Origin of the sequence: Phormidium sp. FACHB-592 (assembly GCF_014695795.1) — a bacterium.
Taxonomy (GTDB): Bacteria; Cyanobacteriota; Cyanobacteriia; order Leptolyngbyales; family Leptolyngbyaceae; genus Stenomitos.
The window spans coordinates 20,029-42,878 of record NZ_JACJOZ010000009.1 but is presented as its reverse complement, the minus strand read 5'-3'; the positions used below and the strand labels follow the sequence as shown (position 1 = coordinate 42,878).

At 49.0% G+C, this 22,850-nt stretch carries 24 protein-coding genes; 9 read left to right on the top strand and 15 right to left on the bottom strand.

Features of this window, described 5'->3' with window-relative positions; translation table 11 throughout:
- Positions 1 to 122: 122 nt before the first annotated feature.
- From H6F86_RS00755 to H6F86_RS00740, 4 genes are all read left to right on the top strand, one after another.
- On the top strand, positions 123 to 581 hold the full coding sequence (locus H6F86_RS00755; protein WP_190446225.1) for a hypothetical protein: 459 nt from the start codon (positions 123 to 125) through the stop codon (positions 579 to 581).
- A 187-nt stretch (positions 582 to 768) separates the two neighbouring features.
- Positions 769 to 1,884: a tRNA guanosine(34) transglycosylase Tgt gene (tgt, locus tag H6F86_RS00750; protein WP_190446224.1), complete on the top strand. Its 1,116-nt coding sequence runs from the start codon at positions 769 to 771 to the stop codon at positions 1,882 to 1,884.
- A 248-nt stretch (positions 1,885 to 2,132) separates the two neighbouring features.
- The gene (locus H6F86_RS00745; RefSeq protein ID WP_068815178.1) at positions 2,133 to 2,270 is read left to right on the top strand and encodes a photosystem II reaction center protein K; all 138 of its coding nucleotides are present in this window, start codon (positions 2,133 to 2,135) and stop codon (positions 2,268 to 2,270) included.
- A 243-nt stretch (positions 2,271 to 2,513) separates the two neighbouring features.
- Positions 2,514 to 4,490: a serine/threonine-protein kinase gene (locus H6F86_RS00740; protein WP_190446223.1), complete on the top strand. Its 1,977-nt coding sequence runs from the start codon at positions 2,514 to 2,516 to the stop codon at positions 4,488 to 4,490.
- 92 nt (positions 4,491 to 4,582) lie between these two features.
- Here H6F86_RS00740 and H6F86_RS00735 read toward each other — a convergent pair whose 3' ends face one another.
- A complete protein-coding gene (locus H6F86_RS00735; protein ID WP_190446222.1) occupies positions 4,583 to 4,786 on the bottom strand; it encodes a hypothetical protein in 204 nt (67 codons plus the stop codon).
- A 480-nt stretch (positions 4,787 to 5,266) separates the two neighbouring features.
- Here H6F86_RS00735 and H6F86_RS00730 point away from each other — a divergent pair, with 480 nt between their 5' ends.
- The gene (locus H6F86_RS00730; RefSeq protein ID WP_190446221.1) at positions 5,267 to 5,479 is read left to right on the top strand and encodes a hypothetical protein; all 213 of its coding nucleotides are present in this window, start codon (positions 5,267 to 5,269) and stop codon (positions 5,477 to 5,479) included.
- A gap of 78 nt (positions 5,480 to 5,557) precedes the next feature.
- Here H6F86_RS00730 and H6F86_RS00725 read toward each other — a convergent pair whose 3' ends face one another.
- Entirely contained in the window at positions 5,558 to 6,379 is an 822-nt protein-coding gene (locus tag H6F86_RS00725; protein WP_190446220.1) for a tetratricopeptide repeat protein, read from the bottom strand.
- 194 nt (positions 6,380 to 6,573) lie between these two features.
- Between H6F86_RS00725 and H6F86_RS00720 the strand changes: the two genes are divergently transcribed.
- On the top strand, positions 6,574 to 6,759 hold the full coding sequence (locus H6F86_RS00720) for a hypothetical protein (protein WP_190446219.1): 186 nt from the start codon (positions 6,574 to 6,576) through the stop codon (positions 6,757 to 6,759).
- 21 nt (positions 6,760 to 6,780) lie between these two features.
- Here H6F86_RS00720 and H6F86_RS00715 read toward each other — a convergent pair whose 3' ends face one another.
- Both H6F86_RS00715 and H6F86_RS00710 read right to left on the bottom strand, forming a co-directional pair.
- On the bottom strand, positions 6,781 to 7,197 hold the full coding sequence (locus tag H6F86_RS00715; RefSeq protein ID WP_190446218.1) for a hypothetical protein: 417 nt from the start codon (positions 7,195 to 7,197) through the stop codon (positions 6,781 to 6,783).
- Positions 7,198 to 7,227: 30 nt separating this feature from the next.
- Complete coding sequence (locus H6F86_RS00710; RefSeq protein WP_190446217.1) at positions 7,228 to 8,355, bottom strand: tetratricopeptide repeat protein; 1,128 nt, start codon at positions 8,353 to 8,355, stop codon at positions 7,228 to 7,230.
- 398 nt (positions 8,356 to 8,753) lie between these two features.
- On the opposite strand from H6F86_RS00710, the gene H6F86_RS00705 reads away from it, so the two are divergent.
- Positions 8,754 to 10,064: a glutamate-5-semialdehyde dehydrogenase gene (locus H6F86_RS00705; protein ID WP_190446216.1), complete on the top strand. Its 1,311-nt coding sequence runs from the start codon at positions 8,754 to 8,756 to the stop codon at positions 10,062 to 10,064.
- 20 nt (positions 10,065 to 10,084) lie between these two features.
- On the opposite strand, the gene arsJ is transcribed toward H6F86_RS00705, so the two are convergent.
- Together arsJ and H6F86_RS00695 are read right to left on the bottom strand one after the other, a co-directional pair.
- Positions 10,085 to 11,344 (bottom strand): organoarsenical effux MFS transporter ArsJ, encoded by a 1,260-nt coding sequence (arsJ, locus tag H6F86_RS00700; protein WP_190446215.1) that lies wholly within the window; start codon positions 11,342 to 11,344, stop codon positions 10,085 to 10,087.
- Positions 11,345 to 11,464: 120 nt separating this feature from the next.
- Positions 11,465 to 12,472 (bottom strand): ArsJ-associated glyceraldehyde-3-phosphate dehydrogenase, encoded by a 1,008-nt coding sequence (locus H6F86_RS00695; RefSeq protein WP_190446214.1) that lies wholly within the window; start codon positions 12,470 to 12,472, stop codon positions 11,465 to 11,467.
- 499 nt (positions 12,473 to 12,971) lie between these two features.
- Here H6F86_RS00695 and H6F86_RS00690 point away from each other — a divergent pair, with 499 nt between their 5' ends.
- Positions 12,972 to 13,949, top strand: a complete 978-nt coding sequence (locus H6F86_RS00690; protein ID WP_190446213.1) for a phosphate ABC transporter substrate-binding protein — start codon at positions 12,972 to 12,974, stop codon at positions 13,947 to 13,949.
- A 106-nt stretch (positions 13,950 to 14,055) separates the two neighbouring features.
- Here H6F86_RS00690 and H6F86_RS00685 read toward each other — a convergent pair whose 3' ends face one another.
- From H6F86_RS00685 to H6F86_RS00645, 9 genes are all read right to left on the bottom strand, one after another.
- Positions 14,056 to 14,385, bottom strand: coding sequence for a metalloregulator ArsR/SmtB family transcription factor (locus H6F86_RS00685; RefSeq protein WP_190446212.1), 330 nt, complete (start codon positions 14,383 to 14,385; stop codon positions 14,056 to 14,058).
- A gap of 471 nt (positions 14,386 to 14,856) precedes the next feature.
- Positions 14,857 to 15,306: a cyanase gene (gene cynS / locus H6F86_RS00680; RefSeq protein ID WP_190446211.1), complete on the bottom strand. Its 450-nt coding sequence runs from the start codon at positions 15,304 to 15,306 to the stop codon at positions 14,857 to 14,859.
- Between the two features lie 125 nt (positions 15,307 to 15,431).
- Positions 15,432 to 16,403, bottom strand: a complete 972-nt coding sequence (locus H6F86_RS00675; RefSeq protein WP_190446210.1) for an acetamidase/formamidase family protein — start codon at positions 16,401 to 16,403, stop codon at positions 15,432 to 15,434.
- A gap of 56 nt (positions 16,404 to 16,459) precedes the next feature.
- Positions 16,460 to 16,846, bottom strand: coding sequence for a Rid family detoxifying hydrolase (locus H6F86_RS00670; protein ID WP_190446209.1), 387 nt, complete (start codon positions 16,844 to 16,846; stop codon positions 16,460 to 16,462).
- A 4-nt stretch (positions 16,847 to 16,850) separates the two neighbouring features.
- Positions 16,851 to 17,648, bottom strand: coding sequence for an amino acid ABC transporter ATP-binding protein (locus tag H6F86_RS00665; protein WP_190446288.1), 798 nt, complete (start codon positions 17,646 to 17,648; stop codon positions 16,851 to 16,853).
- Between the two features lie 4 nt (positions 17,649 to 17,652).
- Positions 17,653 to 18,315, bottom strand: a complete 663-nt coding sequence (locus tag H6F86_RS00660) for an amino acid ABC transporter permease (protein WP_190446208.1) — start codon at positions 18,313 to 18,315, stop codon at positions 17,653 to 17,655.
- Between the two features lie 9 nt (positions 18,316 to 18,324).
- Positions 18,325 to 18,966 (bottom strand): amino acid ABC transporter permease, encoded by a 642-nt coding sequence (locus H6F86_RS00655; RefSeq protein ID WP_190446207.1) that lies wholly within the window; start codon positions 18,964 to 18,966, stop codon positions 18,325 to 18,327.
- Positions 18,967 to 19,300: 334 nt separating this feature from the next.
- Complete coding sequence (locus H6F86_RS00650) at positions 19,301 to 20,035, bottom strand: transporter substrate-binding domain-containing protein (protein ID WP_190446206.1); 735 nt, start codon at positions 20,033 to 20,035, stop codon at positions 19,301 to 19,303.
- 596 nt (positions 20,036 to 20,631) lie between these two features.
- Positions 20,632 to 21,138 carry a hypothetical protein gene (locus H6F86_RS00645; RefSeq protein WP_190446205.1) on the bottom strand — a complete coding sequence of 169 codons (507 nt, stop codon included), beginning with the start codon at positions 21,136 to 21,138 and terminating at the stop codon, positions 20,632 to 20,634.
- 597 nt (positions 21,139 to 21,735) lie between these two features.
- Here H6F86_RS00645 and H6F86_RS00640 point away from each other — a divergent pair.
- Positions 21,736 to 22,821, top strand: coding sequence for a beta-galactosidase (locus tag H6F86_RS00640; RefSeq protein WP_190446204.1), 1,086 nt, complete (start codon positions 21,736 to 21,738; stop codon positions 22,819 to 22,821).
- The last annotated feature ends 29 nt before the right edge of the window (positions 22,822 to 22,850 follow it).

The window sequence follows — 22,850 nt, the reverse complement described above, 5'->3', positions numbered from 1 at the left end:
CTAAATTCTTAGCCCCTTAATTTAGTCAACTTAGTCTTGCACCTTCTCAGACATTTGTCGTTCCGTTGTTGCACATTCGCGACCTGAGCCATCGGCTTACCTAGACCAGAGGCGTTCTCTTTATGAGTCACGATCAATTTTCTCGTAGTGAACCGTTACCAGCACCTTGTATTATCGACGCAGGCACAGTGGTTAACAAACAGGATATGCAGCGACTGCTGGCAGATCTGAGCCGCGTTCGCTACATCCATCGGCAAGATGGCGTGCTGACTGGCGAAGGAGAGGGGCATGTGTTGGAAGTTTTTTCCCACCCGCAGCGATCAACCCTCATCGCCAATCATGCACTTTACCTGAACGTGCATAGTTTTGACTATTTAGAACTGGGGAAATCACCTGAGCAAGAACCCTGGTTTGACCTTATCCAAGAGGGTCGTCAACTCCGTCTCATCCCCCTTTCTAACCCAATGGTAGAGCAGAACCATCATCGCCTTAACGTTGCGGCACTAGAAGCCGTAGTTGCAGAGGTGCTGTCTGCAAATTGGGATGTTCAGATTGATGATGAAGAGCATTTTTCTTTTTGATGCTGGGAACGTATAGTGGATACCTAGAACAAGGTTAGAAAGCATAGAGTTGAGTCATTACCCAATGGCATCATTACCGATACTCTGCTGTTAACCCAGCTAGCTAGCCGCTAACTTGTACCGACCTTACGTTCTTCACACGCCGACTTTCTTTACTCTGCTTGCAATCCTTTTACATCGCTAACTCTTGACTACTGGTTTTACATTTACGTGCCAAGCACTGTGCTGCGATACGAAGGCACGCGCCGGAATCTTTGCCACGCCACACGGATTGGTAGAAACGCCACGCTTTATGCCGGTTGGTACGCTGGCAAATGTCAAAACAGTAACGCCTGACCAGCTTCGGGCAACTGGAGCGCAGCTTGTGCTGGCAAACACCTACCATCTGCACCTCCAGCCAGGAGAAAGCATTGTAGCTCAGGCGGGTGGGTTGCATCGCTTTATGGCATGGGATGGTCCCATTCTGACAGACTCTGGCGGCTTTCAGGTGTTTAGCTTGAGCGAAATGCGAACGATCGCTGAAGCTGGCGTAACGTTTCGATCGCCACGCGATGGACAAATGATTTACCTGACACCAGAGCGTTCGATCGCCATTCAAAATGCGCTTGGGGCAGATGTCATCATGGCGTTTGACGAATGTCCGCCTTACCCAGCTAGCTACGATGCTGTGATGGACTCAACAGATCGTACCTACCGCTGGCTCAAACGGTGTATTGCAGCGCACGAACGTACTGATCAAGCGCTGTTTGGCATTGTGCAAGGGGGAGTATATCCTGATTTGCGTCGGCTGGCAGCAGAGCAACTGGCGCAGCTTGATTTACCGGGATACGCGATCGGTGGCGTAAGTGTTGGGGAACCAGCGAACCTGATCCAAGCAATTGTGCAGGCGACAACTCCTTTACTACCTCCTGACAAGCCACGTTACTTGATGGGAGTTGGTACGTACCGAGAAATGGTGCAGGCGATCGCGACTGGCGTTGATCTCTTTGACTGTGTGATTCCAACGCGGTTAGCACGGCATGGCAATGCACTGGTGCAGGGCGATCGATGGAACTTACGCAACGCTAGATTTCGTGAAGATTTTACAGCCCTGGATGCCTCCTGTCCCTGCTACACGTGCAAGACCTTTAGCCGTGCGTATCTTAGCCACTTGTTGCGATCGCAAGAGTTGCTTGCCTACACGCTGCTTTCGATTCACAACATTACTGAGCTAGTGCAGTTCACCCAAACGATTCGCCGCGCTATCCTTAATGGCACGTTTAAAGCAGAATTTGGACACTGGCTAACAGACAGTGAAACTTAGCAGTGTGTAGGGCGACTAACACGCTACAGACATGATTAGCTTTAGATGGGTAACGTGCTTGATAGGGCGAAGAAACGCAAAGGCATTACATGCCTAACGCCTTCACGCTCCTATTGCTTAAATTCTTTACCCTCTTACTCCTTCACACGTCTTTTGATCCCTGTCCTACATTCAAACTTCAGCACGATCCGTCCCGTGGTAAAATTGGAGCTAATCCCAAAATTCTTGCTGGAGAGGTCATTCGTTATATGGAAGCAGCGCTGCTTTTAGCAAAATTGCCTGAGGCATATGCAATTTTTGATCCCCTGGTGAACGTTCTACCAGTGATTCCAGTCTTTTTTCTGCTGCTAGCGTTTGTTTGGCAGGCAGCCGTTGGTTTTAGATAGCTACAGCGTTCTGTCAGGCACGAGATGAAGACGTTTTTGTAAAGGCAGACACACAGTCTGCCTTTTTTTGGCTTTGTAATTAGAGCGTCAGTCGGATAGCGATCGACCAAAACGATAGTCGATCGCCACTGGCATTCATTACTCTTTTAGTGAGATAGTTGCGGCAACCATCTCAAGCATTCAAGTAAGTAGGGATGGCTGTAGAGCATCTACGATAAACAATAAAGCTTTTTTGCTCCTTGTATGAGCTATTGCCTGAACCCTTACTGCCGCTCACCGCAAAACCCTGATGTGGCTAAGTTCTGCTCAACATGTGGGTTTAAGCTGCTGCTGGGCGATCGCTATCGAGCGCTACAGCCGCTCGCTCGTGGTGGCTTTGGCAGAACGTTTCTGGCAGTAGACGAGTACAAGCCGTCGCAACCAAGCTGCGTGATTAAGCAATTTTTTCCGCAAATCTACAGCGTGCATGACCCAGAACACGCTCGAGAATTATTTCGGCGTGAAGCGGTACAGCTAGAGTTATTAGGAGAACACCCGCAAATTCCAGAGCTGCTGGCGCATTTTGAGCAGGCAGACTATCAGTATCTGGTGCAAGAGTTTATTGATGGTTCTAACCTTTTGCAAGAAAGCTCTAAGAGGGGTGCGTTTAGCGAAGAGCAGGTCTGGCATTTGCTAAACGACCTGCTACCTGTGATCGCCTTTGTTCATAGCCATCATGTCATTCACCGCGATATTAAACCGCAGAACATTATTCGTCGTGCCGCAACCCAGCAATTAGTGCTGGTTGATTTTGGTGCAGCAAAGACCATGAGCAGTACTGATGTGTTGCAGACTGGCACAAGTATCGGTAGCCCTGTCTTTGCCGCACCAGAGCAAGCACTTGGCAAAGCAACGTTTGCTAGCGACCTTTTTAGCCTGGGTGTCACCTGTATTTACTTGCTTACTCAAGTACGTCCAGCAGACTTATTTGATACTGAAGAGGGCACTTGGCAATGGCAGCAACACCTCAAGCGTCCGGTGAGTCCAGCTTTGGGCAGTATTATAGACAAGCTGCTGCAAGGTGCGGTGAAACGGCGCTACCAATCGGCAGACGCTGTTTTGCATGACCTCAACTCGCAAGCGGTTGTGGAGTCACTTTACCGCTCGGCTGAGGGTGATCCCTTATCTGCGTCAACAGCTCAACCATTAAACATAGCCGGACGAGCGCCCCTTAAAGAGCGATTACCTCCCCCCTCATGGCAACAGCCAACGAAACTGGAAACAGAGAAACCCGTTACTCAACTTTCATCCAACTCTACACCGAGTCCGAACTGGGTCTGTACTCAAACACTAGCTGGGCACACCAGTTGGGTGCGGTCAGTCGCCATCCATCCTGACGGCAAGACAGTTGCTAGTGGCAGCGGCGATCGCACAATTAAGATCTGGGATCTGACGACGGGCACCGTGTTACAAACACTGGCAGCCAAAGCAGGTTGGGTACGTGCAATCGCCGTTAGCCCAGATGGTCAAACGCTTGCCAGTTGTAATAACGATCGACAAGTAGTGCTGTGGCACTGGGAGACGGGCGATCGCCTGCAAACGCTGGATGGACATTCTGATTGGGCACGTGCTGTCTGCTTTAGCCCCTATGGGCAGTATCTTGCGAGCGGCAGTCAGGACAAAACAATCCGGCTATGGCATCTTTCGACGGGCAAAACGACGCATGTGCTGGCTGGACATACCCATTGGGTTATTGCCGTTGCCTTTAGCCCCGATGGTCAAACGATCGTGAGTAGTAGCCGAGACAAAACGCTCCGGCTGTGGCATACCAAAACAGGAGCGCTAATCCGGGTGCTAGAAGGACACCAAGATGCCGTGAACGCGATCGCCATTAGCCCCAATGGACGCATCCTTGCCAGTGCTAGTGACGATCACACCATTCGCCTATGGTCGTTGGCTACCGGCAAACTCAAGCAAGTACTGACACAACATGAGGGCGCGGTTAATACGCTGGCAATTAGTGCTGATGGTACTACCCTTGTTAGTGGTAGCCAGGATACTACGATTAAGCTCTGGTCGTTAGAAACCGGAATGCTTCTTCATTCTCTGACAGGTCATAGCAACTGGGTTTGGTCCGTTGCCATTAGTGCACTGCCTCGGTCAGCAGTAAGCGACACTCACAAGGGCTTGATAGTCAGCGGCAGTTGGGATGCCACTGTGAAAATCTGGCGACAAGTGTGACTGTTGAGGCGTTTAGTCCCCTATCACGCTGGTTGTCTATGGACAAATCACGATCGACTTTCTTTTCCTGACCCTTGATTCCGACTCGCTCCTTAGGTTGTAAGCACAGCTGCCACTGGTGCTGGCTTCACAGCATAGTCCCGTCCTGGAGCAACTTCGTTGTAGTAACTTACCGCTTTTTCGGCAGCAGAGAGCGATCGATAAACCAGCGCACCAGACGGATGAAGCGATAGTGTCAACCAGCCTCTCCACAAACCAACTAGCCAATCTTGTTCATTTACTTGAATGACATACATTGCTTTAACCTTAATGTCTTACTTTAGATAAAACGTCCAAAATCACGCACGATTCAGCGCAGAGTACCCAACTCACAGGGCTTTTCATCACTCAAAAGTAGTCTCTACAAATCTAAAGGCTTATCATTAAGCTTTAATAAATTAGATACGCTAATTTCTGAGCAACTGATAAAAGTGTCGCCCTTCTATTATGCCTATCGATTACTTCCAAAAGCAGTTGTTGCATTTGCATAAAATAATCAAAACCAGTTGAGTTAAAAAACTTGCCTTAATGACTAAGTTTACTGAGGCAAAACATCTATTCTGTTAAGGATCATAATAAACTTGTCACTACTGTAGCCAGCAACCTGAAGTAGAAGAAAGTAGAGAAACCACCTGCTTCCAAAGTAGAGTCTTTAAGAATGCTAAGTTCGTCCTTGAGGTAGTCACTAGCTAAGGACCCTCATTCTAAGTTGGGAGTACTGTTCTCAGGTATCCCAAATGAACGACTCCACAGAAAAACTTCCAGCTAACGAAAAATTAAAAGCTGAAAGGCTTAAGGAAGAGGGGATGTTTAATCCTCAAGATCTTGTTTCTAAAGGTGGTTACACAGGCAATCCAAGAGATATTGTTGGGAATCCAGCGGTTGCACCTCAAACGCTCGATCAAGTAGAAGAGTTGCGTGACGACCTATTAGCTGAACCTGAAGATTAGCAATAAAGTAATATGGCACTTTCTAAACAATGAAACCCTCAAAAGCGACATTGTTCAGGACTTCAGTAGTTGAACAGCTTAATACAGTGCCATCACAAGCTGTTTGCGATAGTCTTTCGTTAAGGGATGGTCGTCGCCAAGCAGATCAAAGATTGCCAGCATAGCTTTGCGAGCACCGTCATCTCGAAACCGTCGATCACTGGTGACAATAGTCAAAAATTGCTCCAGTGCAGCAGCATAGTTTTCGTCTAGTACCAAGTTTGCCGCTTGTCGAAAGGCATGATCGAGGTTAGTGCCTTCTTTTGGCTGTAAAGCAATTTGTTTGAACTGGACGATCGCCCTCAATGTTTTGGTGTGAGGAAAATGCTCTTTGTCATACTCCTGAATCGTTGCCAGCAGATTTTCAGCTTTATCAAGACGATCGGCTTCGATGTAAAAGTTAGCGGCTTCCAGCGTTAACCCACGATTGTCAGGGTGTTGCTCTAGAAGCCTACTGAGTCGGGCTTCGGCTTGCTCGACATTACCGATCGCAGCATCGGCATAGATTGACTCTAGCGCTGTATCAAGCAGGGAGGTGATCTGTAGTTGTGCCAAAAACTCGCGGAGTTTTGGCTCTGGCAACATACCAATAAATCCATCCGTTAACGTGCCATCGATCGCCACTTTGACATCAGGAACACCCCCAACGCCATAGGTCTGTGCCAAGTCGGGACTTTGGTCAATGTCCACTTTTGCCAGCACAAAGTCATACTCCTGCGCTAGCTTTTCAAGCAGGGGCTTGAGCATCTGGCAAGGACCACACCATTGCGCGAAGAAGTCTACCAGTACAGGTTTCTGATGAGATTTCTCAATTACTTCAGTGGCGAATGTTTCCTGATTGACCGAAATTGAAGCGCCCATGAGATCAACTTTTTCTTCTTAAGTGGTTGTGGTTTTAGTGGCGTTAGTTGGTGCCGATGCAGTACGGGTGCAGTTGCTCAAAAATTGCAAAAGTTGAACCCTTAACGGTGAATCAACAGTCTTAAAGGCACATGTAATCACCCGGATGGCTTGAAGTTTAGGTGAAGAACAAACGGTAAGGACTTGCATTCACTATGAACACACCACTTTTCGATCGTGCCATGTTGCTTAAGCTAGCTGCCGTTTTCACTCTCATTGGTGCAGTTGCAGCCGTTTTACCGATTCCTCGCTTCGAGGCTGAAATAAACAGCTTTGACACCGAATCGTCCCTTGAAAAAGCAACAGCCGTGAGGTTTTCAACGATCGAGCAAGCCTGGTAGACGTACCACAGCGCGTGTCCTTTACTCGGTTGCTTTTTCAACAGGTTTGCGGGTTTTAGCTTCAATATCTTCTAACGTTTGCAAAACCAGGCGTTTTGCCTGTAACTTCCAGCCCCACTTCTGAATGTTAAAGGCGATCGCGCTACCCACAAACGTTGCAATCAAATCTACAGGCTGCATAAACGAAATCCCAAACAACAGCCCCAACCCAGCAATCCCCCAAAACGGTAGCGCTACAGCTTGGCGTTGATTCTCTACTAGTTGACTAATGAGATCAGTGGGCATCTCTGCCAAGAGTGTTTCTTTCACCTGTCGCTGTTCACCAGGTGGCACTGATAAACCAATCTTTTGTCGCAGTTTTTCTAGCTTGCGAGCATCGGTGCTGTATTGCGTCAGTTCATCCTCTGCCATGAGGATCAAGCGTTCGTATTGTCCCATCCAATCTTTACTCCTGAGGACAAAGTCTTATTATCCCTTACTGGACTGCAATCGCCGCATTGCCACGCGACGATTCTGCTGCGCCAGAGCATCATCAGGATGAAGTGCTAGCACTTTGTCGTAGCAGCCGATCGCCGCTTCAAAACGTCCCAGGCTGAGCAAGACACCCCCTAAGTTGTTGCGTGCTCTAGCATCATCAGGACGGAGGGCGAGGGCGTGCTCATAGCTGTCAACCGACTCTTCAAAACGCTCTAACTGTTTGAGCGCTACGCCACGGTTGAACCAGCTTTCGTAGTGGTCGGGTTGATACTCCAGGGCACGATCGTAGCTAGCGATTGCGCCGTTATAATCACCCAATTTCAATAGACAACAACCATAACCATAGACTGCGCCATGATGGGGTTGTAGCGCGATTGCTTTGCTATACCCTAAAACCGCATCCTTGTGTCGACCCAAATGCTTGAGGCACATTGCCCACTGATACCAGGCTTCGGCATCTTCAGGGTTAAGTCCCAACGCTTTGTCATAGCTGGCGATCGCCGCTGCATAATCACCCAACCCCATTAATGCCGCACCCCGGCTGCTCAACGCGGCTTGATAGTCGGGCTGAAGGTGCAAGGCTTGGTTAAAATGTTTGATGGCGCTTTCATAGTGCTTGGCAGCATATAGCGCCAGTCCCTGGCTGTACCAGGCATCGGTAAAGTCTGGCTGCTGCTTCAGCACATGATGCAGGTTTGTGATCGCCGCCTGGTATTGCCCGGTCATATAAAGCGCTAGTCCCAGACTGTAGTGGGCGTTGGGGAAGTCTGCCTGAAGTGCCAGCACCTGCTCAAAACTGGCGATCGCACGCTCATGCTGCCCCAGCATCGAAGCTGCCCAGCCCAGGCTGTAGTGTGTGTGTGGCGACGCAGGCTCATAAACAAGCGCCTGCTCAAAACTTGTTATTGCCTCTGCATAGCGAACAAGGCTGAGCAAAGCACTACCCTTTTCATACCAGGCGTTGCTGTGATCAGGCTGAAAGCGAATCACATGATCAAAATGCACGATCGCCGCATCGTAATCACCCTGCTGGCTCAAGGTCAAACCGCGCTGAAGGATGCCTTCAGCATCAACAAAATCGTCAGCATCAACAAGTTCAGTCTGAGTTGTCCGACTCATGGATTCAACGTGCCCTTTTCACAATCAAAACGTAGCGCTCATACTTTGAGATCGAGCCTTAAATAACCTGCCAGCCTCACAATCTGTAAGGGTAATAGCTTCCTGCCTGGCTACGTTAAGGCAAGCTGCACCCTACATAAGCAAGCTGACTTTACTTAATCTGCCTTTTGTTAGCGTTCCCCGATCGCACACACGCATTGACACTTGTTCCATAGCAAAAGGATGAAGGGTGAGGGATGAATCGAAGCCCTTGCTCAAAAGAAGTTTCAAGGTTTATGTCTGTCCTAACGTTCTCTTCGACTGCTATAGCCTCTGGTGAGGCATCCACTTTAGAGACCGAAAGAATTACACTAAGGAAGCATTGACTCAGTGCAGTTCACCTTCGACCGATTGTTGTCATGCCTACTTCCTCTCCCGCGACGGCGGCTTCTTCCCTCCCAGCGATCGCCCAGCAAACTCGCGACAGCGCCCGAAACCTGGCAACGCAGCCTACCGCAGTAAGGGACCAGGCGCTAGAATCGATCGCCCAGGCGTTAGAAGCAGCTAGCGCCGACATTTTGGCAGCGAACCAGGCAGACTGTGAAGCTGCAACCGCAGCCGGACTGTCAGCAGCGCTCTTTGCTCGGTTGAAGCTAGATGAGACAAAGCTGAAAGGAGCGATCGCGGGCATTCGGGATGTTGCAAGACTGCCTGATCCGATCGGAGCGGTGCAGCTTCATCGTGAGCTTGATCAGGGGCTAGTGCTAACGCGCCTTGCCTGCCCTCTAGGTGTCGTGGGCGTAATTTTTGAGGCTCGTCCCGATGCAGTCATGCAGATTGCCAGTCTGGCGATCAAGTCGGGGAATGGAGTCATCCTTAAAGGTGGGCAGGAAGCGGTGCGATCATGCGAGGCGTTAGTAGCTGCGATCCATCGCGGACTGGCTCAAACCGATATTGCACCAACCGTTGTGCAACTGCTGACGACGCGGGAAGAAACGCTAGCACTGCTGAAGCTGGATCAATACGTGGATCTCATTATCCCTAGAGGTTCCAACTCCTTTGTGCGCTTTGTCCAAGACAACACCCGCATTCCCGTATTAGGACACGCCGAGGGCATCTGTCATCTCTACGTGGATAAAGCTGCTGACGTGCAAAAAGCCATTGCGATCGCGGTCGATGCCAAAACCCAATATCCTGCTGCCTGTAATGCGATTGAGACTCTTTTGGTGCATCAAGCGATCGCCTCTGAATTTTTGCTTGAAGCGGTGGTTGCCCTTCAGCTCCGCAATGTGGAACTGCGCGGTGACGATCGCACCCTCGATATTCTCAACATTACTACTGCTACCGAAGCTGATTGGTCTACCGAATACAGCGATCTGATTTTGGCAATCAAAATTGTGAATACGCTAGACGAGGCGATCGCCCATATCAATACCTACGGTTCGCGTCATACAGAAGCGATCGCCACTGAAAATGCCGAAACAGCCGCAACCTTTATGGCGCAAGTCGATGCAGCAGGAGTCTTCCACAATTGCTCGACTCGCTTTGCCGATGGTTTTCGCTATGGGTTTGGTGCCGAAGTAGGCATCAGCACCCAAAAAATGCCACCACGTGGCCCTGTTGGGCTAGATGGTTTAGTCACTTATAAATATCAGTTAGTTGGCAATGGGCAAATTGTGGCAACGTACGCGGGCACAAATGCTAAACCGTTTACGCATAGAGATTTGTAAAAGCTTAGAAGCCACGATCGCTAGTCTCCATCTCCTGCTTTCCAAGCGATGGTTTTGCTAGGCTGTGGATCGGGCAGTTTGATGGAAATGGCACCAGCAGCTAACACTAGTGCCGTGGAGACCCATAGGCAACCCACCAACCCAAAGAATTGATAGACGAGCCCCGAAAGCACCGTGCCAGCCAAGCGACCGCCAGAGTTTGCCATGTAATAAAAGCCAACATTTAGCGCCACATCATCATCAGCGGTAAAGGCTAGCACCAGATAGGAATGCACGGCTGAGTTAAACGCAAAAACCAAACCAAACACCGTCAAACCAACCACGATCACAATGTTTGGGGGGGCGCCACTTTGAAGCGCGATCGCGATCGCCGCTGGCACTATGGTCAGAGTGAATGTCCAAAACTGAATGGTCTTAGCTTGAGGAGGCTGCCCAGAGCCGAACCGTTGTAGGATTGCTGGCGCAGAAAATTGCACAATGCCATAACCGATGACCCAGCACGCGAGAAACCCACCCACCTGGTAGAACGACCAGCCTAAAACACTTCTTAGAAAGACGGGCAAGCCGACGACAAACCAAACATCCCTGGAACCGAAGAGAAAGAAACGGGCAGCAGAGAGAATGTTGATCTCCTGGCTTTTAGAGAAGAGTTGCGTAAACTTGACCTTCGCCTTGATTTTGCCCATCCCTTTCGGCAACGACAAGCCCGTAAACATAAGCAGAAACAAGCCTGCTGCCATGATCCATAGAGCACCAACAAACCCCACCGATGCTAAAAGTGCAGCACCTACGAAGAAGCCGACCCCTTTCAGCGCGTTTTTGGAACCCGTTAGCACTGCTACCCATTTGAACAGAGACGACTGAGCCTCTTGCGGCACTACTAGCCGAATGGCGCTCTTAGAACTCATTTTGGTCAGGTCTTTGGCAACACCTGAAAACGCTTGAGCCACCATCACGTAACCCACGGCTGCCCACTGCGCCCAACTAGGATTGAGGAAGGACAACATGACCAGTGCAAAAACTTGTAACCCAATACCGCTGTAGAGTGTTACTTTTAGCCCTAGCTGAGAACCAATCCAGCCACCGAGAAAGTTTGTAACCACCCCAAAGATTTCGTAAAACAGAAACAGAGAGGCGATTTGAATGGGGGTATAGCCGATGTTGTTGAAGTACAACAGCACCAACATTCGCAACGCTCCATCTGTAACGGTGAACCCCCAATAGGCAAGCGTGACCAGAATGTAGTTCTTAAAATTGGTGTTAGACGCAGTGGCGGTCATGAGGGAAGGGAGTGGGGGAGTGGAGAGCGAAGAAGTAATGGAGTGAAAGGGTAATGAGGTGATGGGATAAAAGCTAAAAGCTGAAGGCTGAAAGCTGAAAGCTAAATAACTCGAAACTCATCACAGGCTGAGAGCAACTTTTCTTGCCAGTTCCACCATGCGGTTGGAGTAACCCCATTCGTTGTCATACCAGGCAAGGATTTTGACCTGTGTTTCATCCACAACCATGGTGGAAAGAGCATCAATGATGGAAGAACGCGGATCATTTTTGTAGTCGATCGACACGAGTGGACGCTCTTCGTAGCCCAAAATGCCGTTTAGCGAACCATCTGCTGCCGTTTTCAACAGTTGATTGACTTCTTCAACCGTGGTGGGTCGATCGACTTCAAACACGCAATCGGTGAGGGAGGCATTGAGTAGCGGTACTCGCACTGCCAAACCATTGAGCTTGCCTTTGAGTTCGGGATAGATCAGCGCGATCGCGGTCGCTGAACCTGTGGTGGTGGGAATGAGCGAGAGGCTGGTTGCCCGTGCACGACGCAGATCTTTATGGGGTGCATCAACGATCGTCTGTGTATTGGTGTTGTCGTGAATGGTGGTAATCACACCATGCCTGATGCCTAGCCCTTCATGAATCACTTTCACCACTGGAGCGAGACAGTTGGTGGTGCAGGAGGCAGCAGTTAGCAGATGGTGCTTGTCCGGTTCGTAAAGATGGTCGTTGACACCCATCACAATGTTCAACGCCTCTTGCTTCACAGGCGCTGCCACAATAACTTTCTGCACGCCCCGTTTGAAGTACGGCTCAAGAGTTTCGGGCGTGCGAAATTTGCCGGAGCATTCTAACACCAAGTCAACGCCTAACTCATCCCACGGCACATCTCCAGGTTGGGCAAACGCACTGAAGCTGAGAGAGCGATCGTCAATGTGAACGCGATCGTCCTTTGCTGTAACCTCTGGTGCCCAACGCCCATGCACAGAATCAAATTTCAGCAGGTGAGCCGCTGTCTCAGCGCCCCCTTTCAGTTCGTTGATGTGGACAAACTCCAACTCCGACCAACCCCAGGCAGCACGCAATGCCAGTCGCCCAATTCTGCCAAACCCGTTAATTGCAACACGCACTGTCATTTTTCTCTCTCTTAGTTTTTCTCAGTTTCATTCGCGCTAAGTTGAAAGATTGTTTCCAGATAAAAAACAAAGAAAACCCTTGATTTTGCTTTTGCTAATGTCGTGATAGCAATCATAAATATTGATGCATTCTAAGCAAAAATAGTTTGAATAAAGTGATGAGCCATTAACCCCAGCATTCTTTAACAGAGGTTTATGGCAGGGATCGATCGCGTTTTCTGCGTAAAAACGGTTGCTAAAAGAGACATTGAACGTACTAAGCGCCAACTCTGTAGACACATGCAAAAAGAGCATGCGTCACGTTGCACTTCACAACGGTTTGGGCACTGACGATTTAAATCATGCCTCCATCATTTCAAATAAAATTGATTTGTCAAGCATTTTCAGAAAATTAGATTTAAATATATTGATGTGTCAGGGTGGCGTTTAGAAACAGAAATATAGGCGACGGCGCACCCGTTAGTTAAACTAGAATCACCAACCAGGATAGGCTCGACCCATGGCGAAAGGAAATAACGATACAGCCGCCCTGATCATTGCTTTTTTAGTCACTGCGGGACTGCTAGGCGGGGGATTCTGGTTCTTTAGCCGCAATTCCCCTCAAATTGGTGGAAAGCCTAGTGAAACGCTAGACCCAGCGACGCGATCGTCTGCAACGCCGCAGAATGCTGCTGACGCAACGACCGCACCCGATCTAGATACATCGTTGCCGAACCCGGCTGTGCTAACGATGGATGGCAGCGTCACGATGGTAGCCCTGATGAAGCAACTTCAGATTGCCTATACGCAGGTCAATCCGTCTTTGCAAACGACCTACGGGTTGCCGGATGGTAAACCCAACGGTACTAATACTGGAATTCGGAATCTTATTGAGGGCAGGGCTTTGATTGCAGCTAGCTCTCGTCCCCTCAAGCCAGACGAATATCAAGCAGGGTTGCAAGGCATTCCCATTGCGAAGGATGCTCTCGCCGTTGTTGTAGGGATAGATAACCCTTACAAAGGTGAATTAACCAGCCAACAGCTTAAGCAGATTTTTCAAGGACAAATCACCAACTGGTCACAAGTGGGTGGACCAGCGTTGCCGATCAAGGTGATCAATCGTTCACCTGACAGTGGCACCTACACGTTCTTCAAGGATGTTGTTTTGCTAGAGCAAGCGTTTGCATCCGATGGACCAAATTTCACCACTGCGAAACAAGATGAAACCACACCCTTGTTAAAGCAGTTGGGTCAGAATGGAATTACGTACAGCACGGTGCAGCAAGTAGAGAAACAGCGAACGGTGCGAATCGTACCGATAGACGGTCTTTTGCCCACTGACCAAACTGCTATTAAAAATGGCACTTATCCGATCGGTCGAGTGGTGTATTTAGCCGTGCCGAAGCAGACAAGTCCTGCTGTGAAGCAGTTTATCGACATGGTACGCTCTCCTCGTGGGCAGCAGGTTGTGCAGCGAGTGGGCTTCTTACCCCTGTAATACCATTGGTTACGATCGCACTTACAGATCAACTACTTCAAATGGAATTGGTAAGTTGAATCGCTGCTAAGACAACCGATCAAGAAAAGTGAAGCCGTTGAATTGCTTAGCGATCGTCCTTGCAAGCGCGCGCAGGCAAAATGGGGCTGAAGCGGCGGAACTCTGCCAAATATTGCTCTAGCACCACAAATTGAGATAAATCAAGGCTGTAATAAACCCAACGCCCTTCTTGCCGTCCGCGAATCAACCCAGCTTCTTTCAGGTTCTTGAGGTGAAACGACAGCTTTGATTGGGTAACGCCTAGAAGGTCGCACAAATCGCAGACGCACAACTCTTTTTCACGCAGCAGCTCGATCGTCTTAACTCTTAACGGTTCAGAGAGGGCATGAAAGCCTAAAACAATCTTCTCTGATGCATTGGTGGCAGTTGAAGTCATCAAAATTTGTTGAAGCGATGCCTCATTGTAGCGAAAAGTTTTTGGCTTAAGTAGGCTTGCAGAATCAGTGAAAAGCTTATAAACGCCTTCAGTTAAATTGGTACAAAGTGGGATTGTGCCATGTCATCGTTTGAATTGAAACTCACAACTTCGCTCCGAGGCTGTAAACGCTCGTATGGAATGTCTCAAGAGAGAGCAGTACAAGGATTGTTGCGAGGGGCGGTCGCTCTTCGTTCATTGTGATGCAACCGATAGGAATACAGACAGCACTCACAATCAACCAACATTTGAACTAGCTGGCTTCATGCCTTTGTTGAAACCAGCTTAAAGAGGACGTACTGAGTTCGATCTCCGCTCGATCGCCCCTCCTCTCATTACTGCGCCACCGTGCCTCAGTATGGGTGCAACGAGATAGGAGGCAATCTCGTCCTTCTTGATCGTGTGGGAACGTTTCGTAGGTGTGCCTTCAAGCTACCATTTCTTGTAGGGTAAGAACTTGCCGTTCATGGTGATGACAACCCGATCGCCCTTAGGGTCAGCTTCTTTTTCAATATTCATAGTGAAGTCGATCGCGCTCATAATGCCATCGCCAAATTTTTCGTGAATGACTTCTTTGATGGGCATTCCATATACCTGCATGATTTCATAGAAGCGGTAGACCAGCGGATCGGTGGGAACGATCGGACCCAGCCCTTTCACAGACGAAGCAGTTAACTCAGGCACCAAATCGTTACTCAGTCCTAGCGCCTGAAGTAGCTTGCTGGCCTCGTCTTCAGAGGCGCTTGCCTGTCGATAGATTAGAGCCGCAATCCAAACTTCATCACGACCAAGTGCTTGTTCTAAATCAGTAAAGGTCACTCCTTTAGCCTTTTTGGCTGTCAAAAGTTTCTCGGTAATGGTGGGAATTTCAGTATTTGACATGAGTTGCTCCTTAAATGAGTTCAATGGCTTCAGGAAAACTTAGAACGTGTCTGGCAGTGAAAACCGCAATCATTGTAGTTTGTGGAACTGCATTTGTGGAACCAGGCGTTATAACAGGGTCAGCTCTACATTTCTAAAAGCCTTATCTGCGGTGGCAAGAGCGCTCTGGGGAATAAGCCATGTACACCCTTTTGAGGGCTGTTAACAACTTGAGTGATACGGAAATTAGCAGCAAGGCTACAGAGACAATAGGCTTCAGTTTCAGTAATGCCAGTCAGTTTTGATAGCACGTCTACCATGCTGTGCAGTGCGGCTTGAAACGCATCGTCTAACGTTTCCGCAAAGCCAGTAGTGAGAATGTCTGAAGGCGTTTCGGCGATCGGGCTAGACAGCGGCATATTTTTGCGTAAGGTTAACTCGATCGTGCCATTCATTGAGGTCTCGATCGCGGTACCACAAACTTCCCCGTCACCCTGAGCGGCGTGACCATCACCAATGGAAAACAAGGCTCCTGGCAAAAAAACAGGCAAGAAGAGGCGTGAACCGGCTTGCAGCTCTGGGTTATCAATATTGCCCCCATACGCACCAGGTGGAATGGAATTGCGTGTACCTGCCGTCGCTACACCCAGAATGCCAAAAAAGGGACGAATGGGGATTTTGATGCCGCTGCCCTCTGGAAATTCGGCAGTGCTGTTCTCCAGATCGAGGGGAATAAACCGCAAGTGCCCCTCACCAAAGCGCTCAGTGAGTGCGCCCCAGCCCGGACGAATGGCATTGAATCCGATCGATAAGCGGGGAGTGACCGAGTGAAGCTTCACTTCGAGGACATCTCCTGGTTCAGCACCCTCAACCCAAATGGGTCCTGTTAACAAGTGAGGACCACCACCAACCCGTCGCTCGGCTGCTAAATGCTGACAAATATCTAAAAACTCTGGCGGCACAAAGGCTGGTGGAGCCTGATCGTAAATGTTCAACCCTGAAAAGGTTTCAACCGCGATCGTATCTCCAGAATGAACGGTAAGAGCCGGTTTGAGGTCAGACGAAAAGCCACCAAAATGAACGGTCTCTTTTGTTGCCTTCAGGCTATGGTGCGCCATACATCACCCACTATTTGTGATCGAAACGGTTTGGCTTGCCTCTCAGCTTGCATAATTTAATCGCCACAGTAAACAATCAAATCAATTTCCACATCACCTAGACCAGCCAACCCCAATACGCCAACGGTTGTTCGACCGGGTAGCCGCCCCGGTGTGCAGTAGGAGGCGTAAATCTCATTCACCACCGCATAGTCTCGAAAGTCTGTGATGAAGATGCGAGCCATGACAACCTTATTGAAATCGGTGCCTGCATGGTGAAGCACCAGTTGTAGATTCTCCATCACCCGCTGCGTTTGTTCAGCGATCGAGCCTCGAACGACTTCGCCCGTGTTAGGGTCTTCTGCCAATTGACCCGTGACAAACAAAAAGTCCCCAGCCCTCACTGCATGGGAATACGGGGCAACAGGGGGCAGCGTATCCGGTAACGTAATGTACTCCAGCACAGTGTTAAACCACTCCAATACGAATATAACGATCTAAAAATTGGCGCGCGCGTTGCGTTTGCGGTTGTTTGAAGAAGATTTTTGGATCGCTGCTCTCGACAATTTCGCCCTCATCCAAGAAGACGACTCGACTGGCAACCTCTGCCGCAAATTTCATTTCATGGGTAGCAATAATCATGGTCATGCCGTCCTGCGCTAGCGATCGCATGACTGCCAGCACTTCGCCCACCAGCTCTGGATCGAGCGAACTGGTAGGTTCGTCAAACAGAATCACGTTTGACTTCATAGCCAGTGCACGCGCGATCGCTACCCGCTGCTTTTGTCCTCCCGACAAGCGAGAGGGGTACGCATCTCGCTTGTTGAGTAACCCCACTTTTGCCAAAAGTTGCTCTGCTTCGGCAATTACCTCATTTTTCGGTCGCTTTTGTACATGCACAGGCGCTTCGATAATATTCTGCAGCACTGTCAGGTGAGACCACAGGTTAAAGTGCTGAAACACCATACTTACTTGTGTTCTCAGCGTCGCCAATTGGGCTTCCGACATGGGGCGATCGCGTCCTCCACGGTGGTGGTAGCCCATGCGAGTACCGTGCAGCAGCACTGTTCCCACATCGGGTCGTTCTAGCCAGTTGATACAGCGTAGGAGTGTCGATTTGCCAGAACCGCTAGGTCCCAATAAGCAAACGATTTCAGACGGCATGACCGTGAGGTCGATCGCGTTGAGTACCCGCTGCTGACCAAAGGTTTTGGTTAGCCCTGTAACCTGAACGGCTGGTACTACCGTCGTTGGAGTATTGATCATTGCATCAGTACCGAGCATAGAGATTCCTTGCGAACTCAAGCCGCTTTACGCCAGATTCAGCCACTAAGCATACAGCCCAGTACAATAGTGCCGCTGTAATGAAAGACTCAAATGGCACAAAGGCATCGGACTGAACTGCTTTCGCGGTGAAGGTCAACTCTGGCACAGTGATAATAGCCAGGAAGGACGAATCCCGAATGAGTTGGATGAGTTGATTACCAAGTACCGGAGCCGCTGTGACAAGCACCTGCGGCAAAATGATGCGACGGAGCAGCTTAAACCCAGTAAATCCACACGATCGCGCCGCTTCCGTCTGTCCACGTGGCAGATTTACCCAGGCTGCCCGCAAAATTTCGGCAACATAAGCTGCGTTGTAAAGCGCGGTAACAAGTACGGCTGTTTGCCAACTGTCTAGCGTGACCCCTAATGAGGGTAAGCCGTAGTATACCAGGTACGCCAGCATTAAAAAGGGGATGGCTCGCGCACCTTCAACCAGGGCTTTGGCTGGCAAGCGGACAAACTTTGCACGGGATACCAGCGGCAACACAAGCACAATGCCCAGCAGAAAGGCGATCGCGGTGCCGACAACGCAGATCCATACGGTATTCCATAACCCCGTTGCAAAGGCAGGAGCCTGCTCCCAAATGACATCAAACCGTAAGTTCATAGCAGCAGGTTACACCAGTTCATAGCTTTGATGCAGCCGCAGTGTCAGCAAACGGCTGAGAAGAGAGACGGCTACCAGGACTAGAATGTACATCCCCATACCGATCGCAATGGTGGAAAGCGGTTCATAGTTGCTGGCAGCTAATTTGCTTGCACGTCGGGTTAAGTCATCAATGCCAATAATCCCGATCGCAGGACTCGCTTTGATAAGCAGCGTCGCTTCATTAGTGAGATCGGGAATGCTGGCACGCCAAATTTGCGGCAGGGTAATCCGCCAAAATGCCTGCATAGATGTCATGCCAACCGCTTTTGCTGCATCCAACTGTTCGATTGGAAAGTTAAGCATTGCCGATCGCCAAATCTCGCTATTAAACGTAGAGGTATTGAGTGCCAGCGCAATGACCCCAGCCACAGGTGGATCAAGATTAATACCCGTGACGGGCAACCCAAAGTAAAACAGCATCACTAGCAATGGCAGCGGCAAACTTCGCAGAAAACTGACATAAACTGCAAGTATGGGTGCGAGAACCGGAATCCGGTTGACTCGCACGATCGCAATGCTTAAACTCAACGGCATACCCAAGACCCAGGCGAAGCAGGAGAAACTGAAGGTGATCAGTGCTCCACCTAAAAAATAAGGAATGTTTTCCATGATGGAACTCTGATGTGCGATGGAAGGTTGATGGAAAGGGTGGCGACAGCAAAGGAATAAGAGTTTAATACCAATGCAAAACGTGCTGACTACAGAGTTCCCCAGTGTGTAACAAGGGCAATGTATTAAGTACCTTGCATCTGCCCTTTCTCGTACGCTCACCGTAAGGCTACCGTATACACAGAAGTCTTTTGCTTTCGCATCCACATGATTGATCCTGCCTCCCCCTTCTAAGAGGAAGTGGAAGACCTCTTAAAGAGATTGAAGGGAATCAGGTCGAGTTTAAGCCTCTAACCCAACGTGTATCAGCCTCCAGGCTATTGAATCCACAACCTTAAGCAGGTGGAATAACGGGTGTATCGGGCAAATCAAAGGTTACTTTCAGCCATTTTTCCTGCAACGCTTTCATTTCACCACTTGCTTTCACCTTTGCCAAACCATCGTTCAAGACATCCAGCATTGCTTTATTGCCTTTTTTCACTGCCCAAGATGCATAAACCTTAGGACCAACCTGTCCACCAATTTCGTATAAGTCGGGCTTTTCGCTTACCAACCGCTTAAGCGCCACAATATTGTTGAAAACAAGATCAACTCGTTTATTGAGCAAATCTTGATAGGCTTCTGCAAAAGCACTGTACTCTTTGACATTGCCGACCTTCAAACCCATTTTTTCCAACTCAGGTTCGGCATGGCTTTTCAGCACTGCTGCCGTAATGCCCCCCTGCTGTACCGCGATCGTCTTACCAGCGAAGTCTTTGGTGCTTTTGATGGTGGTATCACCTTTACGGATCAGAAAGAAGTTGGTTAATTCTGTAATTGGCATTGTAAAGTCAACAACTTCAGCCCGTTTCGCTGTAATCCCGATCGCTGAATTGCTGGCAGTATATTTGTTTGAAGCAATGCCTGCCAAAATGCCCTGAAACGGCAAAATTTCTTGCTTGATTTTGAGTGACTTTTCTTTTGCAATCAGATCCAATAAAGCTTGGTTATAACCGACGTGCTGACCGTTCTCTAAAAAGTCAAACGGTGGATAGTCATCTTCAGTTGCCACGGTAATTTCGCTGGACATCCCCGCCGCAGACGGTGAATTACTGACTTCTGGCGCTTTACCACAAGATACTATGACCAGGCAGGTCACTAACATTAGTGAAACCCAGCTCAAAAAGCCCCGGCGTTGAAATATCCCTCTCCAGCGATCGCTCACGATTACAACTCTCTTGCAACGAATGTAATCTCGTTAAACAATGAAGACCTGGTTTAATCTGTAGTCTGAACTACATTCACGGTCTTTAACGTCCAAAACGATCTAAGTAAGCACTATTTAGTCAAAGAATATTGTTGCTCAAGTTGAAGCGGATTAAGCAAAGGTTGGGGCTGGAGGAGGGGGGAGCAGAAAACAGTAAGGGCGATTGTGGCCGCTAGCAGGATGTTACAGACAGCAGCAACGATATAACCGCATTGCCTCTGATGCTGACACTAGCCCGCTCAACAACAATAACGATGCCATCTTACTGTAGCGAAAGACATATCGGATACTGCTCCTAAAGCTACTTAGTGATGGCAACTAGTTGCGAACTAAAATTGCTTTGGTCACTTACCGCTTTCCATCACTCAATAACTCATCGCATTGCATAGCAGGGAGTATGATCGCTCCACCGCAAACGTCTATTCTTGAAGTCTCTGTGCTTTGTAAACGGTTGGAATTGCTATCGTCATTAACATCACCAGGTTTGCCATCCAAAACAGTACAACACAAACAAAGCCTACTAATGCCAACGGGGATAATGATAATCGAGTGAATCCATCTAGTAATTGCCACAATCGAAAAGCGGTGTAACAAAAACCAATCGGCACTACGGTACTAGGGACTAACCACTGACTGAATATCCGCTCGGAGACTAGCTGCACAGCAACAACTAATAGGTAACTCCCCCAAAACGTTAATGAGGAAGGTTGTTTCCAGCCCTGAAAGCATAGGGCGATTGGTAATAAAACCCCGGTCACTAAAGCCAATTTGACCCACCACCTTAGAAATGACCATTGCTGTTCACTAAAGGCAATTTCGGCTGAAAAGGGGAGACGCTGAGCTTTAACACCAAAGCCGTAGCCGATCGCTAAACTAGTTGCAAACAGCATAAAAAGTGTAATAACTAGTCCGTTATCAACTGTCATAACGCCCTCTAAATCTAACTAACAGGTCTTTTCATCCCAGTGGTTGCAACTGCTGGCATAGAAACAAAACCCATCTCTGCGGTTTAAAGCAAGTATAACTAAGTCTGCCTTTGCAGACTTAGCTACAGTAGGCGTGGTTTCATGACATATATTTCATGACATTCAGCAGCCGAAGAGAACGTTAGGACAAACATAAATCTTGAAACGTCCTTTAAACAAGGGCTCCGTTTCATCCCTCATCCTTCATCCTTTTGCTATGAGACTCACTTGAAGACAACGTGCCCGTCGATCGCACGTATCGCCAGGCGGTTAGCCAGGCATGACCTACCAACGCTTCTTTCCTTCCTCTAGAGAATCAACTCTATCCTCATAAAGGGGAAGCCATAGGCAAGGGGAGCGTAATTTGCAGTATGTAAAGAGGGGGGTGGTATTACTTTGTAGTATGTAAAAAGGGTAGTGTGTAAAGAGGAAATCGGTAGATAACGTTGCTTTAACAGAGCTTAACGCAATGATGTGCCACCCTATAAGCGTGTGCGGGCACTCTAAGGGAGCACTCAGAGCGATATGACTGTTATGACATCACAAAGGACGACCCCCTTGACGCGCAGACGGTTTACTCAGCTTACGATGGCTGCCTTGGGGTTTTTCACGTCTTTGAGCGCCGATCACGTACAAGCAATCTCTGGTTCCAAACTGTCGCTTGGGCTAACTGGCCTCAGACGACCCACAAACTTAGGTACAACGTTCAGTCAACTTCAATGCCACTACATGGGGTTGGACTATCGGGAGACATTTCGTGCAATTTGCTCTCTAGGGTTCAATCGCATTCGGCTGTGCAGCTACTGGCACGAAATCGAGCCAGTTGAGAATGAGTTCGATTTCACGGCGCTGGATTGGTTGCTAGACGAAAGCCATCGACACGGCATTGAAGTTGTCTTAACTGTTGGGATGAAAGCGCCACGTTGGCCCGAATTTCACTTTCCTGATTGGCTTCATGCCCGCCACGATACAGTAACGAACCAGGCAGCAGTGGATCTCAATCCTGCGATCGGCGATCGCGCTCTAAACTTCACCCAAGCAGTCGTCAACCATGTCCGTAACGCGCCAAATCTGAACTATTGGCAAATTGAGAACGAACCGTTTACACGGTTAGAAATTACCGCTGGACGCTATCTGAGCTACGAATTTGTGCAGCGCGAAACAGCCTTGGTGCGCTCCCTAGCAGCACCGAACCAAAAGCTCGTGATGACAACTGCCATTAGTTTGCCGGCTGCTGACTTGGCAGAGGACGATCGCGCCTTCCAAGAAAGTATCAACTTAGCCGATGCTGTGGGAATCAACGTTTACACCAAAGTTCCTGCCGGAGGCTCGCTCTCTTATCTGCAACCGCAGCCACCCTTCTGGCAAAAACTTAAGGAATGGCAAAAAAATCTTGCTCATCACGAAAAAGAAGACTGGATTGCTGAAGCGCAAGCAGAACCGTGGGAGCTGAACCAATTAGTTGCGATGGCAAAAGCAGAATACCCCAGCAGCACACCTATACGCACCAGTAAGTTGGTGAACTCACTGACTGATTTAGGCTACGGCACCGTTATGCTATGGGGTTGCGAATATTGGTACTGGCAGAAGAAAAACAACCGTAACCTCTGGTGGTGGACAATGCAACAAATTATTGAAGCGTAGGAGCGCGCAACAAACCTCTGAAGAGAACC

Excerpts from the sequence above, each read along its gene's own strand:
- H6F86_RS00685 (WP_190446212.1), bottom strand. The coding sequence starts at position 14,385 with ATGACTTCAACTGCCACCAATGCATCAGAGAAGATTGTTTTAGGCTTT.
- H6F86_RS00755 (WP_190446225.1), top strand. The coding sequence starts at position 123 with ATGAGTCACGATCAATTTTCTCGTAGTGAACCGTTACCAGCACCTTGT.
- H6F86_RS00645 (WP_190446205.1), bottom strand. The coding sequence starts at position 21,138 with ATGACAGTTGATAACGGACTAGTTATTACACTTTTTATGCTGTTTGCA.
- H6F86_RS00715 (WP_190446218.1), bottom strand. The coding sequence starts at position 7,197 with ATGGGACAATACGAACGCTTGATCCTCATGGCAGAGGATGAACTGACG.
- H6F86_RS00735 (WP_190446222.1), bottom strand. The coding sequence starts at position 4,786 with ATGTATGTCATTCAAGTAAATGAACAAGATTGGCTAGTTGGTTTGTGG.
- H6F86_RS00720 (WP_190446219.1), top strand. The coding sequence starts at position 6,574 with ATGAACACACCACTTTTCGATCGTGCCATGTTGCTTAAGCTAGCTGCC.
- cynS (WP_190446211.1), bottom strand. The coding sequence starts at position 15,306 with ATGTCAAATACTGAAATTCCCACCATTACCGAGAAACTTTTGACAGCC.
- H6F86_RS00705 (WP_190446216.1), top strand. The coding sequence starts at position 8,754 with ATGCCTACTTCCTCTCCCGCGACGGCGGCTTCTTCCCTCCCAGCGATC.
- H6F86_RS00725 (WP_190446220.1), bottom strand. The coding sequence starts at position 6,379 with ATGGGCGCTTCAATTTCGGTCAATCAGGAAACATTCGCCACTGAAGTA.
- H6F86_RS00650 (WP_190446206.1), bottom strand. The coding sequence starts at position 20,035 with ATGTCCAGCGAAATTACCGTGGCAACTGAAGATGACTATCCACCGTTT.
- H6F86_RS00710 (WP_190446217.1), bottom strand. The coding sequence starts at position 8,355 with ATGAGTCGGACAACTCAGACTGAACTTGTTGATGCTGACGATTTTGTT.
- H6F86_RS00740 (WP_190446223.1), top strand. The coding sequence starts at position 2,514 with ATGAGCTATTGCCTGAACCCTTACTGCCGCTCACCGCAAAACCCTGAT.
- H6F86_RS00665 (WP_190446288.1), bottom strand. The coding sequence starts at position 17,648 with ATGATCAATACTCCAACGACGGTAGTACCAGCCGTTCAGGTTACAGGG.
- H6F86_RS00730 (WP_190446221.1), top strand. The coding sequence starts at position 5,267 with ATGAACGACTCCACAGAAAAACTTCCAGCTAACGAAAAATTAAAAGCT.
- H6F86_RS00690 (WP_190446213.1), top strand. The coding sequence starts at position 12,972 with ATGGCGAAAGGAAATAACGATACAGCCGCCCTGATCATTGCTTTTTTA.
- arsJ (WP_190446215.1), bottom strand. The coding sequence starts at position 11,344 with ATGACCGCCACTGCGTCTAACACCAATTTTAAGAACTACATTCTGGTC.
- H6F86_RS00695 (WP_190446214.1), bottom strand. The coding sequence starts at position 12,472 with ATGACAGTGCGTGTTGCAATTAACGGGTTTGGCAGAATTGGGCGACTG.
- H6F86_RS00655 (WP_190446207.1), bottom strand. The coding sequence starts at position 18,966 with ATGGAAAACATTCCTTATTTTTTAGGTGGAGCACTGATCACCTTCAGT.
- H6F86_RS00745 (WP_068815178.1), top strand. The coding sequence starts at position 2,133 with ATGGAAGCAGCGCTGCTTTTAGCAAAATTGCCTGAGGCATATGCAATT.
- H6F86_RS00675 (WP_190446210.1), bottom strand. The coding sequence starts at position 16,403 with ATGGCGCACCATAGCCTGAAGGCAACAAAAGAGACCGTTCATTTTGGT.
- H6F86_RS00660 (WP_190446208.1), bottom strand. The coding sequence starts at position 18,315 with ATGAACTTACGGTTTGATGTCATTTGGGAGCAGGCTCCTGCCTTTGCA.